The organism is Massilia putida (genome assembly GCF_001941825.1).
GTDB lineage: Bacteria > Pseudomonadota > Gammaproteobacteria > Burkholderiales > Burkholderiaceae_D > Telluria > Telluria putida.
In genome coordinates this window covers 2,439,728-2,453,187 of sequence record NZ_CP019038.1, presented here as the reverse complement: position 1 = coordinate 2,453,187, position 13,460 = coordinate 2,439,728, and the positions used below count along the sequence as shown (strand labels likewise).

The following is a 13,460-nucleotide window of genomic DNA, read 5'->3' as shown; positions in this document are numbered from 1 at the left end:
CGGGGTATGTGAGGCCGGTGCCCTCACATACGAACGAGCCCGCCATTCAGTTCGCAGACACGTACAACCGGATAGTCGCCCCGTTTCCCTCGATCGTCCGCACGAGCCGATAGCGGCTCCCCAACTCGTTCATGACGATCCCGCCCGGATCGTACAGGTTCGCCAGCCGCTCGATCAGCCACACGCGCCGGTGCCCGGCCGTCAGCGCGCGGATGTGCGCGACGTCCTCCGGCGCGATGTTCGGCGCGCCGGAATTGCCCGTGTACGTGCGCGGCAGGTGCAGGGCAGGGAAGGGGCCGGGCAAATAGGCGACGGCCGGTCCCGTTTTCATGTAGTAGGCGACGGGCATCTGCACCTCGTTCGGGAACGCGAGCACGAGGTCGCCCGGACGGTTGTCGCGCGCCACCTGGGCCAGCATCCCGCGCCAGTCTTCCGTGTGCGAGCGGTAGAAGCCCACCACCGCATACGCAGACAGCGCCAGCACGACGGCGACCGCGGGGAGGCGCCCGCGCGCGGGCAATGTCATCACCCCCAGCGCCAGCAACACCATGCCCAGCGGCCCGAGCCACAGGAACAGGCGCGACAGGAACACGGGTTTCACAAAATAGCTGTAGCCGGCAAGCGCGAGAATCGGCAGCACGAGCACGCACGCGGCCAGCCAGAAATGCGCGCGCGCATGCTTCCACAGCCATGCGAAGCCGAGCAGCACGAGCAGCGCGACGGGATAGTGCAGCACCTGGCCGCCGCTGATGACGGTCCAGGCCGCGGTGACGTTGCGCGGCGTGAAGCGGATCCAGTACGACAGGTGCGCCATCGCCGCATGCTGTTTTAGGAGCATCGGGATGAACGGCGACCACACGAGCAGCGCGCCGATGCCAGCAAGCGCCACGGCCAGGATCTGCGGGCGGCGCGGGCCGGGCGTCGCCGCCAGCAGCGCGACCGTCATGCCCGTCCACAAGCCCAGCGCGGCGAACACGCCCGTGTTGTGCAGCCACATCGTGAGGCCCGCGCCGACGGCGAGGCCGACGATCCACAACCACCGTCGCGCACCCGGCGCCGGCCGCACGAACGACAGCACGAGCATGCCGGCAAAGAACACGGCGAGCGATCCGGCCAGCGCCTGGATCGCGTACGGCCGGGCCTGCTGCGCATACTGGATGCTCGCCGCGTTCACCGCCAGAAACAGTGCGGCCAGCAGCGCGACGCCCTCGGCCCGTGCGCCGAGCCGCGCCAGCCGCGCGCCGGCCGGGAGCGCGAACACGGTCGCCACGCTGGCAAGGACGGACAGGCTGCGCATGGCCGCCTCGCCGTTGCCGAACAATGCAATCCAGCCCTTGAGCAGCGTGTAGTAGAACGGCGGATGCGTCTCGTACAGCGGCACGCTCGTCCACAGCGCGTGCAGCGGAACGGCGGCGAACCAGGCGCTGTACGTCTCGTCGAGCCACAGCGAGCGGCTGGAGAGCAGGGGCAACCGGAGCAGCAGGGCGAGACCGGTCACCAGCAGGGCCAGCGTCCAGAAGCGGGCCTGCGGTACGTCGCGCTCGAGCGGGGCGGCGGCCGTCGGAAAGGGATTCAGCGGGCCTTGCTGGCTTGAAATGTCCATAGCGAATTGACGACATAAGTGACGCACAGCAGCGTGCCCGTGACGAGCACCTGGGCCAGGCGGTAGTCGAGGTGCAGGCCGTTCACGAGGACCGACATCGCGGCGCCGTTGACGGCGGCGGCGACACCTGCCGTCGCGAAGAAGCGCGCGGCCGTGTGCCAGGCCAGGTGCGAGTGCGCGTGGCCGCGGAAGGTCACGACGGCGTTCAGCACGAAATTGATGACGGCCCCGACGAGCGCGCCGATGACGGACGCCGGCACGGGCGCGAGCATGCCCAGCGAGACGGCCGTGATCAGGAAGGCGTAATGCCCGGCCGTCCCGGCGGCGCCGACGGCTGCATAGGTGAGAAAGCGGCCCACGCCGCCGCGCTCAGGCATGGACCGTCGTCCTTTCGTAGCGCTTGCGCACGAGATACACGGGCCGTCCCTTCGATTCCAGGTAAATGCGGCCCACGTATTCGCCGAGCACGCCAATGCCGATCAGCTGGATGCCGCCGAGCAGCAGAATCGCCGTCGCCAGCGATGCATAGCCGGGCACGTCGACGCCGTACAGGATCGTGCGGATCACGAGCCAGACAGCGCGTGTCAGCGCGAAGATCGCCACCGATATGCCCAGATAGGTCCAGACACGCAGCGGCAGCGTGGAAAAGCTGGTGATGCCTTCCAGCGCGAAGTTCCACAGCTTCCAACCGGAAAACTTGGTCTTGCCGGCCGCGCGCGGCGCGCGCTTGTATTCGACGGTGGCCGTCTTGAAGCCGACCCAGGCGAACAAGCCCTTCATGAAGCGGCACGACTCCGGCAGCGCCTTCAGGGCATTGGCGACATGACGGGTGAACAGGCGGAAATCGCCGACGTTTTCCGGGATCGGTACGTCGGCCACGTCGTTGTGGATGCGGTAGAAGAACAGCGCCGTCCACCGTTTCAGCAGCGAATCGGCGTCGCGGTCGGCCCGCCTGGCCAGCACGACGTCATAGCCTTCGCGCCATTTATCGACCAGCTTGCCGATGACGTCGGGCGGGTCTTGCAAGTCCGCATCGAACGGCACGATCAGGTCGCCGCGCGCTTCGAAGATCGCGGCCGTCAGCGCCGCTTCCTTGCCGAAATTGCGCGTGAGGTCGACCACGCGCACGCGCGCATCCGCGTGGGCGTACGCGACGAGACTGTCGAGCGTGCGGTCGCGGCTGCCGTCGTTCACGCACAGGATCTCGAAGCGGATGTTCGGGATGCGTTCGAGCTCCGGAATCACCCCGCTGAAGAAGTGCGGGATCATCTCCTGCTCGTTATAGAACGGCACGACGAGGGACAGCAGGGGCAGGTTTTCCGTGCGACGCTGCGTGAGCGCGGCGGCGCCCGCCATGGGGCCGACGGGCAGGGAGTGGTCTGCCAATGTGTCCGGAACTGTGGTTTCTTTGGGGAGGCTCATAGCGATCCGTCAACAACCTGTTATGCATCAGCGGTACGAAACATAACACAGGTTTTACGGATGCGATTTCCATTTCGCGTGCGTTAAGCGAAGATGGCGAGCAGATGCGTCAAGTTCGCTTCGAAAGCGCGCAGTGAGGAAATAGGGGCGATACTGCAAACGTCGTCCCCGCGCAAGCGGGGACCCATGCTGAGCGTCCGAAGTTCGGTCTTTGACTTCCCGGCTCCGGTAGCTCAGTATGACTTCCCGCTTGCGCGGGAATGACGTGGATGGGGCATCAGAACTTGTGCGACAGGCGCGCGAAGTAGGCGGCGCCGTTCAGGCCGAACTGCACGCTCTCGTACTTGAAGCCATTGTCCGTCTCGTCCGGATTCTGCAGGGTCGGATGCACGTTGAAGATGTTCGTGCCGCCGACGGTCAGCTTGGTCTTGTCGCTGAACGCCCACGTGAACGCGAGGTCGGCCGACGTCTTCGACTTGTAATACTGGTCCGGCACCGGCGGGCCGTCGAACGTGCCCAGCGTCTGCGGACCGTAATGGATGATGCGGAAGTCCGTTTCCAGCTGGCCGAGCACGTAATCGAAGTCCAGCGTGGCCTTGCGGCGCGGGCCGCCCTGTTCGATGAACAGGCGCTCGCGTTCGGACAGCAGCACGTCTTCATGGCCGGCCAGCGCGGCCGGGGCGTGCACACCCGTCACTTCGGTCCTGCTGAAGTTCATGGCGAGGTAGGTGGTCAGCTTGCCGCCGCCGATGGTCGTGCGGTGCGACGCGGTCAGGTCCAGGCCCTGCGTGCGGGTATCGACGGAGTTCACGAAGAACTGCGCCTGGCCCACGCCCAGGTTCTGCAGGATGGCGCCCAGGGCCGGGTAGTTGTCGGCGTCGAAGCGGCCCGACAGCACGATGCGGTTGTCGATCTGGATGTGGTACAGGTCGGCCGTGACGGAGACGGCTTTCGACGGCGTCCAGGTCGTGCCCAGCGTGTAGCTCTTCGATTTCTCTTCATGCAGCTTCGGGATGCCGGCCGCGTTGGCGACACGGCCGCCGTTCGGTGCGAGCACGACGTCGGTCGGCACGCCGGCGACGAAGTCGGTGAAGGTCGACGAGAAGTACACCTGCTGCAGCGACGGCGCGCGGAAGCCCGTGCTGGCCGAGGCGCGCAGCAGCAGGTCGTCCGTGGCCTTGAAGGCGCCGGCCAGCTTGCCGGTCGTCGTCGAGCCGAAGTCGGAGTAATGCTCATGACGCACCGCCGCTTGCAGCTTGGTGCGCGGGGCGATGTCCGCCTCGAAGTCGAGGTAGGCGGCCGTGCTGTGACGGTCGCGGTTGGTGGCGTCGCCCGGCTGGAAGCCCGGGAAGCCCTGGCTGCCGGCATTGCCGCCGAAGCCCACGCCGTCGGCGTCGATGTACGAGTTCGGCTCGCCGGCGAAGATCTGGTAGTTCTCCTTGCGGTATTCGAAGCCGAATGCCGCGTTCAGGCCACCGAGGATGTCGTCATAGAAGCGGCTGAAGTCGGCGTTGGAGGTCAGCTGGCGGAACGAGAAGCCGCCGGCGTTGAACTGCGACGGGCTCACGCCCTTGCCGCCGTTGATCAGGTCCAGGTTCGCGATCGACGCGTTGAGCGTATGCGAAATGTTGTAGCGCATGCGGTTGTAGCCATAGGTCTGCGAGAAATCGCTGGCCCATTCGCCGATGCGGGTGCGGTAGCCGAGGATGCCGTAGCGGTCGTCGATGTCGCCGTTGATGAACGGGACGAAGCCGTTCGGGTACATGGCGGCCGAGTTGCGCGACGGGATGTCGTCCGAACCGATGCCGCCGCGGGCCCACGCCGCCGACGAGGCGTCGCGCGTCTGGGTGCCGGCCGTCAGGTACAGCTTGCCCGGGCCGACCGGGAATTCGCCGTTCACGTACACGGTCTCGTTCTTGGACTTGGTGTCGCCGATGATGCGCAGGCTGCCCGGATCGGAGCGGTTGGAGCGGCCGCGGTCGTAGTATTCGCCCGTGATGCCCAGCACGCCGTCGGCGACGGCCACGCCGCAGTACGCGGAGGCCAGCCAGTTCTTGCCGTCGTGTTTCGAGTATTCGCCGAAGCCGGCCACGGCTTCGCAGCCCAGGTCCTTGCGCAGTTCGACGTTGATCACGCCGGCGATGGCGTCCGAGCCGTATTGTGCGGCGGCGCCGTCGCGCAGCACCTGCACGTCCTTGATGGCGAGGACGGGAATCGCGTTCATGTCCGTGCCCGTGTTGCCGCGGTTGCGCGCGCCGAACAGGTTCACGAGGGCCGTCGTGTGGCGGCGCTTGCCGTTCATGAGCACGAGGGTCTGGTCGGAACCGAGGCCGCGCAGGGCGGCGGAGTCGATCAGGTCGGCGCCGTCGGCACCGGTCTGGCGCGTCGAGTTGAACGACGGCGAGATATTGGCCAGGGTCTGGGCCAGGTCGAACTGGCCGCTTTGCTCGGCGGCCTTCGTCAGCGGGATGTAGTCGACGGGCACCGGGGTATCGGTGGACGACGTGTTGCCGACGCGGCGCGAGCCGACGATGCTGACGGTCTGGACGTTGTTGTCCGTAGCGACGGGGCCCGTGGCATTTTGTGCGAAGGCGGCCGGCGCGAAAGCCAGCGCTGCGCTGCCGTACAAGCCGAGCAGGACGGACTGGCGGATCGGTGTAAGTTTCAAGGGGTGTGCTCCGTGGGAAAATTGCATATTAAAGAATTTCCACGTGGACAACCATTTGAACGTCTCATAAGTACAACATGGACGGATTACAATGCGGTCACCCATCCACCAACCCAAAGGAAAACAGGATGAGCCTACTGCCGCTCCCTACCTACGATGATGTCGTCCAGGCTGCCGGACGCATCGCCGGCGTCGCCAACCGCACGCCGGTGCTGACGTCGCGTACCGTCGACGAGGCGTTCGGCGCCCAGGTCTATTTCAAGTGCGAGAACATGCAGCGCATGGGTGCGTTCAAATTCCGCGGCGCCTATAACGCGCTGATGAAATTCAGTCCCGAGCAGCGCCGCGCCGGCGTCGTCGCGTTCTCGTCGGGGAACCACGCGCAGGCCATCGCGCTGTCCGCGAAACTGCTCGGCATTCCGGCCACCATCGTGATGCCGCAGGACGCCCCGGCCGCCAAGGTCGCCGCCACGCGCGGCTACGGCGGCAACGTCGTACTGTACGACCGCTACACCGAAGACCGCGAGCAGATCGGCCGCGACCTGGCGCAGAAACACGGCCTCACTCTGATCCCGCCGTACGATCACCCGGACGTGATCGCGGGGCAGGGCACGGCCGCGAAGGAATTGTTCGAGGAAACGGGCCCGCTGGACGCGTTCTTCGTCTGCCTGGGCGGCGGCGGCCTGCTGTCCGGCTCCGCGCTGGCCACGCGCGCGCTGGCGCCGTCATGCCGGCTGTATGGCGTGGAGCCGGAAGCGGGCAATGATGGCCAGCAATCGTTCCGCAAGGGCGAGATCGTGCACATCGACACCCCGCAGACCATTGCCGACGGCGCCCAGACCCAGCACCTGGGCAACATCACGTTCCCGATCATCCGGCGCGACGTCGACGACATCCTGACGGCGACCGACGACGAACTGGTCGCGTGCATGCGCTTCTTCGTCGAACGGATGAAGATCGTCGTCGAACCGACCGGATGCCTCGGATTCGCGGCGGCGCGGCGCATGAAGGACGAATTGCGCGGCAAGAAGGTCGGGATTCTCGTCAGCGGCGGGAATATCGATCTGGCGAAGTTGGGCGGATTTCTGGCTGGCTGAATAAAACCACCGTCATCCCCGCCTGCGCGGGAACGACGAAGATTTTTTTTACCGACGTTGTCGATTTCGTGATGCCCCATCCGTCGTAGGCATGTGGTATCCACATCCATCCAAAACTCAGGAGGCATCATGAACAAGCAGATCTTCGTCAACCTGGCCGTCAAGAACCTGGACAAATCCAAGGCGTTCTTCGAGGCGCTGGGCTACACGTTCAATCCCCAGTTCACCAACGAGAGCGGCGCCTGCATGGTGATCGCGGACGGCAGCATCTACGCGATGCTGCTCACGGAACCGTTCTTCAAGACGTTCGTCGACAAGCCCCTCGTGCAGGCGAAGGAGGCGACCGAGGTGCTCGTCTGCCTGAGCTGCGAGAGCCGCGAGGAAGTCGACGCCCTTGTGGCGAAAGCCATCGCGGCCGGCGGCCGGGCCCCGCGGCGGCCGCAGGACCACGGCTTCATGTATGGCCACGGGTTCGAAGACCTCGATGGCCATATCTGGGAGCTGGCCTGGATGGCGCCGCAGGCCTGATTTATTGCATCGAGTGCAGGCCGATGATGTTGCCCTCGGTATCTTCGACGAGGGCGATGTGGCCGTACTGCCCGATCGAGAACTTGTCCTTGAAGATGCGCCCGCCGTTCGCGGCGGCGCGCGCCGCTTCGACGGCGCAGTCGGCGCAGCTGAAATACACGATCGTGCTGTTGCCGCCGGCCTTGCAGCCTTCCATGTGCACGATCGCCCCGGCCGCGCCGCCGGCATTCGGATCGCCCGTGAACGCCCACATCTGCAGGCCGGAGGCGTCCCCTTCCGGCGCGAGGTTGGACAGCGTCACCTGGAATACGGTTTCATAGAAAGCGCGGGCGCGCTTCATGTCGTCCACATAGATTTCGAACCAGCCTACGACGTTTCGTTCCATTTCGGTCTCCTTGATGCAGTGGTTGAGGGGGGTACGACACTGTGAATCAAAACGTTTCGACCGCGCCGCCGACGAGGATGGCGCCGCCTTCCATGCGCGTGCGGATCAGGCAATCGCCGCCCGTCGCGCGGCCCTGACGCAACCGGATGCCCAGTCCGAGCAGCGCCGTCAGCGCACCGGCCGCGACGCCCGTCGCGCTGTCTTCCAGCCTGGGATCGAGGTGGTTGAAGTTGCGGCCCTCGAACGTGCCGTCGTCCCGCCGGCACCAGGCATAGATGCCGTTGATGCCGGTCTCCTTGCTCCACGCGGCGATGCGCGCGAGGTCGGGCGCGAGGCCGTACAACGCGTCCGTATCCGTCACTTTGACGAGCAGCTTGGGACTGCCGATCGACGCCACGCGCGGCGGCGTGGCCAGCGACCCGGCAGGCACGCCCAGCAGCGCCGCCGCGGTGTCGGCACCGACGTCCTTTGCTGCCACCGGCTGGGCGCTCAAGCGCACGAAATAGTCGTCGCCCGTCCGCACCAGTTCCAGCCGCTGCCCTTCGACCGCCGTGCGCACGGCGATGGTGCCGGTGTACGGATCGCGCGCCAGCAGCACGGCCGCCACGGCCAGCGTCGCGTGGATGCACAGCGGGCTGCGCTTGTGCGGGTAGTAGTAATCGATGACCAGCGCACCGTCGGCGGACGTGTCGAGGAAGACGCAGGTCGTGTCGCGCGCGCGGGCGAGGGACAGGCGGACATCGGGATCCTGGTCTCCGTCTTCGATGACAAGGGCCGGGTTGCCGGTACCCGGGCGGGCACCGAAGCAGCGCAAGGAATGGATGTGCATATTTGGCGAGGTCGGGTTCGTCGGCTATACTGTGTTTTTGTACAGTATTGCATGATACACCATTTTAATTAAATTTCCATGTCCGATCTTCCGCCTGCCCGATTATCGCCGCCCGGCCTTGACCCCAATCTCGGCGCGGCGGCGGGATTGCCGGCCTATGCGGAATTGTTTTGCTTATCGAATTTCTCGTTCCTGCAGGGCGCGTCGCATACGGAAGAACTGGTCGACCGCGCCGTGCAGCTGGGCTATACGGCGCTGGCGCTGACGGACGAATGCTCGCTGGCCGGCGTCGTGCGCGCGCATGCCGAGGCCAAGCGCGCGCAGCTCCCGCTGATCGTCGGCGCCCATTTTCACCTGCGGCAGCCGGACGGGAGTCGCGGCCCATCCCTGCTGCTGCTGGCGCAGAACCGCAACGGCTACGGCAATCTGTCCGAGCTGATCACGCTGGGGCGCACGCGCAGCGAGAAGGGCAGCTATCTGCTGCATCCGTCCGACTTCGACTCGCCGCAGGACGGCCTCGAACACCTGCGCGGCATGCCGGACTGCCTGGCGATCCTGCTGCCCGCTTACCCCGGCCACATGCCGGAAGACGTCGACCGGCTGCACCAGCAGGTCGCGTGGATGGCGCAGACGTTCCCGCGCCGCGCGTGGATCGGCCTGACCCTGCTGCACCGCGCGTTCGACGAGATCCATCGCGCGACCATCGAGGAAGTGGGCTGGCAGCACCGCATGAAGATCGTCGCGTGCGGCCACGTGACGATGCATGTCCGTTCGAGGAAGCCCTTGCAGGACACGATGACGGCCATCCGCGTCGGCAAGCCGGTGGCGCAATGCGGCTACCGGCTCGCACCGAACGCGGAACAGCACCTGCGCTCGCGCATGCGGCTGGCGAACATCTATCCGCGCGCGGCGCTGGAAGAGACGGTCCGCATCGCGCGGCAGTGCACGTTCTCGCTGGAAGAGCTGCGCTACGAGTACCCGGACGAGGTGGTTCCGCCCGGCCACACGGCCGCGAGCTACCTGCGCGAGCAGGCCTGGATCGGCGCGCACCGGCGTTTCACGCAAGGCATCCCGGCCGGCGTGCAGGCGCAGATCGAGCACGAACTCGCGCTGATCGCCGAGATGCGCTACGAGCACTACTTCCTCACCGTGTACGACATCGTGCGCTACGCGCGCTCGCAGGACATCCTGTGCCAGGGGCGCGGCTCGGCCGCCAATTCCGCCGTGTGCTACTGCCTCGGCATCACGGAAGTCGATCCGGCGCAGGGCAACCTGCTGTTCGAGCGCTTCATCTCGAAGGAGCGCAACGAGCCGCCCGACATCGACGTCGACTTCGAACACCAGCGGCGCGAAGAGGTCATCCAGTACATCTACCGGAAATACGGCCGCACCCGCGCGGCGCTGGCCGCCGTCGTCATCAGCTACCGGCCCAAGAGCGCGCTGCGCGACAGCGGCCGCGCGCTCGGCGTCGATCTCGCCATCGTCGACAAGGTCTGCAAGCAGCATCACTGGTTCGACGGCAAGGCCGACCTGTTGAACCGCCTGGCCGAGAGCGGGCTCGATCCGGACGCGCCGCTGTCGCGGCAATGGGCGTCGCTGGCCCAGCGGCTGCTCGGCTTTCCGCGCCACCTGTCGCAGCATCCGGGCGGGTTCGTGATGGCGCGCGGGAAGCTGTCGCGTCTCGTCCCCATCGAAAGCGCGACGATGGCCGACCGCAGCGTCATCCAGTGGGACAAGGACGACCTCGAGGAGCTGGGCCTCATGAAGGTCGACGTGCTGGCGCTCGGCATGCTGTCGATGCTCCGCCGCTGCCTGGCCCTGGTCGGTCTGCGCCACGGCACGACGTTCGAGCTGCAGGACATCCCGCACGATGACAAGCCGACTTACGACATGATCTGCCGGGCCGACACCGTCGGCGTCTTCCAGATCGAGTCGCGCGCGCAAATGAGCATGCTGCCGCGGATGAAGCCGCGCCGCTTCTACGACCTCGTGATCCAGGTCGCGATCGTGCGTCCGGGGCCGATCCAGGGCGGCATGGTGCATCCGTATCTGCAGCGGCGCGAGCAGAAGGAACCGGTCAAGTATCCGAGCCCGGACATGAAGGTGGCGCTTGCCCGCACCTTGGGCGTGCCGATCTTCCAGGAGCAGGTGATGCAGGTGGCGATCCTCGCGGCCGGCTTCACGCCGGGCGAGGCCGACCAGCTGCGCCGTGCGATGGCCGCGTGGAAGAGAAAGGGCGGCCTCGAAAAATACTACGAGCGCATCGTCGGCGGCATGCTCAAGCGGGGGTATGACCTGGCATTCGCCGAGCAGATCTTCAGCCAGATCCAGGGCTTCGGCGAATACGGCTTCCCCGAATCGCACGCGGCCAGCTTCGCGCTGCTCGCGTATGCCAGCTCCTGGCTCAAGTGCCACGAACCGGCCGCGTTTTTATGCGCGCTGCTGAACAGCCAGCCGATGGGTTTCTACAGCCCGTCGCAGCTCGTGCAGGACGCGCGCCGCCACGGCATCGAGGTGCGCCCCGTCGACATCACGGTGAGCGGCTGGGAATCCACGCTGGAAGATCTGGATGATCATGCGCGCGGCCAGCCGGCCGTGCGCCTGGGCCTGCACATGCTGCGCGGGATGGGGCAGGAGGCGGCCGACCGCATCGAGATGGCGCGCGAGATCCGCCCGTTCGCCGACGTGGCCGACCTCGCGCGGCGCGCGCGGCTCGACCGGGGCGACCTGCAGGTGCTGGCCGCCGGCAATGCACTGGGGCCGCTCGCGGGCCACCGCCGCCAGGCGTTGTGGCACGCGGCGGGCGCCGTGCCCGACAAAGACCTGCTGCGGCCCACGACGCCGGTCGAAGAGGTGCCGGTCTTGAGCGCGCCGCGGGAGGGCGAGGAGATCGTCGGCGACTACCGCGCGCAGGGCCTCACGCTGGGCCGCCATCCGCTCGCGCTGCTGCGCGACCGGCTGCTCGCCAAGCGGTTCCTGCCGGCCGACGTGCTGCACGATTTCCAGAACGGCCAGCTGGCGCGCGCCTGCGGCATCGTCACCGTGCGCCAGCGCCCCGGCACGGCGAAGGGCGTGCTGTTTTTGACGCTCGAGGACGAGACGGGGAATATCAACGTGATCGTGTGGCCGCAGCTCGTCGAACAGCAGCGGCGCGAAGTGCTGAACGCGTCGCTGCTGGGCGTGTACGGCGTGTGGCAGCGCGAAGGGGAGGTGCGGCATCTCGTGGCCAAGCGGCTCGTCGACATGTCGCACTGGCTCGGGAAGCTGGATGCGCGCAGCCGCGATTTTTGCTAGCGCACCGCCGCCGGCGCGCGCAAGGCCGCACGGGGCAGGGCGGGCACGGGCAGAGCGAGACTGTGACCGCGCTCCAGCTTGAACACGCTGACCACTTCGGCCAGCTTCGCGGCCTGGTCCTGCATCGACGCCGCCGCGGCCGCCGCTTCCTCGACGAGCGCCGCGTTCTGCTGGGTCACGTGGTCCATCTGGCCGATGGCCTGGTTGACCTGTTCGATGCCGCCCGTCTGTTCCTGCGTGGCGCTCGTGATCTCGGCGACGATGTCGCTCACCTTGCGGATGCTGTCGACCACGTCGCTCATCGTCGCGCCGGCCCGGTCGACGAGCTTCGTGCCCGCATTCACATCGGCCGTCGACGCGGCGATCAGGTCCTTGATCTCCTTCGCCGCGGCGGCCGAGCGCTGGGCCAGGCTGCGCACTTCGGATGCGACGACCGCGAAGCCGCGCCCCTGTTCGCCGGCGCGCGCCGCTTCGACGGCCGCGTTCAGCGCGAGGATATTGGTCTGGAACGCGATGCCGTCGATGACGCCGATGATGTCGGCGATGCGGCTGGCCGAGGCGTTGATGGCGCCCATCGTGGCGACGACTTCGCCCACCACGGCGCCGCCCTGCGTGGCGATCTCGGACGCGGAAATGGCGAGTTGGTTCGCCTGGCGCGCGTTGTCGGCGTTCTGGCGCACGGTCGTCGTGAGTTCTTCCATCGATGCGGCTGTCTCTTCCAGCGCGCCGGCCTGCTGCTCCGTGCGGCCGGACAGGTCGAGGTTGCCGGCGCTGATCTCGCGCGATGCCGTCGCGATGGTATCGGTGCCGCCGCGCACCTGGCTGACGATGCCGACGAGGCTGTCGTTCATGTGGCGCAGGGCGCGCAGCAGGGCGCCCGTTTCATCATGGGTATGCGCTTCGATCGTGCGGGTCAGGTCGCCGGCCGCCACCGTCTCGGCCACGGCCACCGCGGCGCGGATCGGCAGCACGATGCCGCGCGTGAGCAGCCACGAGGCCACGGCGCCCAGCAGCAGCGCGCAGGTGGAAAAGACGACGATCAGGCGGGTGCTGGCGGTCGCGTTGGCGTCGATCGCCGCGGCGGTGGCGTCCATGCTGGCGCGCTGCATGGCGACGAGGTCTTGCAAGAGGCCCTGGTATTGCTGCGCGGCCGGCGTGAAACCCTGGTCGAGGATGCGCGCCGCTTCTTCCGCATTGCCGTCGGCCTTGGCCTTGACGGCGCCGTCGCGCGACGCGCTGTACGCCTTGCGCTGTTCGAGGATCCGGGCGAACAGGTCGTGTTCCGGGCCGCTGGCGGCGATCAGCGGTTCGATCTGCTTGAGCAGCTCGGCGGCGCGTTTCACCGAGGCGGCCGAGTCGTCCTTGAAGTAGGCGCCGAGCGAAGGGTCGGTGCTTTTCACGATCGCGGCGGTGCGGCGGATCGAGGCGAAGTTCAGGCCGTACCAGTCGGTGATCAGACGTTCTTTCGTGAGCGGCACGGCCATCATGGCCCTGGTCGAGCCGGCCACTTCGGTCAGGCGCCACGCGCCGATGACGGCGATCGCCACCGTCATCGCGAGAATGAGGGCGAACCCCAGTCCGAGACGCCTGCCGATCTTCATGTTTGCAACGAATCCCATCGATATTCCTTTTAT

At 66.9% G+C, this 13,460-nt stretch carries 10 protein-coding genes; 3 read left to right on the top strand and 7 right to left on the bottom strand.

The features are described from left to right. Window positions 1-46: 46 nt before the first annotated feature. From BVG12_RS13135 to BVG12_RS13120, 4 genes are all read right to left on the bottom strand, one after another. Window positions 47-1,603 (bottom strand): glycosyltransferase family 39 protein, encoded by a 1,557-nt coding sequence (locus BVG12_RS13135; RefSeq protein WP_075792773.1) that lies wholly within the window; start codon window positions 1,601-1,603, stop codon window positions 47-49. Then, complete coding sequence (locus BVG12_RS13130; protein ID WP_075792772.1) at window positions 1,573-1,980, bottom strand: GtrA family protein; 408 nt, start codon at window positions 1,978-1,980, stop codon at window positions 1,573-1,575. The genes BVG12_RS13135 and BVG12_RS13130 overlap by 31 nt, the downstream gene beginning before the upstream one ends. Next, a complete protein-coding gene (locus BVG12_RS13125) occupies window positions 1,973-2,959 on the bottom strand; it encodes a glycosyltransferase family 2 protein (RefSeq protein ID WP_075792771.1) in 987 nt (328 codons plus the stop codon). The genes BVG12_RS13130 and BVG12_RS13125 overlap by 8 nt, the downstream gene beginning before the upstream one ends. Window positions 2,960-3,302: 343 nt before the next feature. Beyond that, the gene (locus BVG12_RS13120; protein WP_307189113.1) at window positions 3,303-5,693 is read right to left on the bottom strand and encodes a TonB-dependent receptor plug domain-containing protein; all 2,391 of its coding nucleotides are present in this window, start codon (window positions 5,691-5,693) and stop codon (window positions 3,303-3,305) included. A gap of 128 nt (window positions 5,694-5,821) precedes the next feature. Between BVG12_RS13120 and BVG12_RS13115 the strand changes: the two genes are divergently transcribed. Continuing rightward, complete coding sequence (locus BVG12_RS13115) at window positions 5,822-6,790, top strand: threo-3-hydroxy-L-aspartate ammonia-lyase (protein WP_075792769.1); 969 nt, start codon at window positions 5,822-5,824, stop codon at window positions 6,788-6,790. Between the two features lie 129 nt (window positions 6,791-6,919). Further along, window positions 6,920-7,318, top strand: a complete 399-nt coding sequence (locus tag BVG12_RS13110) for a VOC family protein (RefSeq protein WP_179966263.1) — start codon at window positions 6,920-6,922, stop codon at window positions 7,316-7,318. A gap of 1 nt (window position 7,319) precedes the next feature. Here BVG12_RS13110 and BVG12_RS13105 read toward each other — a convergent pair whose 3' ends face one another. Beyond that, the gene (locus tag BVG12_RS13105; RefSeq protein WP_075792768.1) at window positions 7,320-7,703 is read right to left on the bottom strand and encodes a VOC family protein; all 384 of its coding nucleotides are present in this window, start codon (window positions 7,701-7,703) and stop codon (window positions 7,320-7,322) included. Between the two features lie 46 nt (window positions 7,704-7,749). After that, window positions 7,750-8,532 (bottom strand): PhzF family phenazine biosynthesis protein, encoded by a 783-nt coding sequence (locus BVG12_RS13100; RefSeq protein ID WP_075792767.1) that lies wholly within the window; start codon window positions 8,530-8,532, stop codon window positions 7,750-7,752. Between the two features lie 78 nt (window positions 8,533-8,610). Between BVG12_RS13100 and BVG12_RS13095 the strand changes: the two genes are divergently transcribed. Continuing rightward, entirely contained in the window at window positions 8,611-11,826 is a 3,216-nt protein-coding gene (locus tag BVG12_RS13095; RefSeq protein WP_075792766.1) for an error-prone DNA polymerase, read from the top strand. Here the strand turns inward: BVG12_RS13095 and BVG12_RS13090 are convergent. After that, a complete protein-coding gene (locus BVG12_RS13090; RefSeq protein ID WP_075792765.1) occupies window positions 11,823-13,445 on the bottom strand; it encodes a methyl-accepting chemotaxis protein in 1,623 nt (540 codons plus the stop codon). The genes BVG12_RS13095 and BVG12_RS13090 overlap by 4 nt on opposite strands. Window positions 13,446-13,460: the final 15 nt, after the last annotated feature.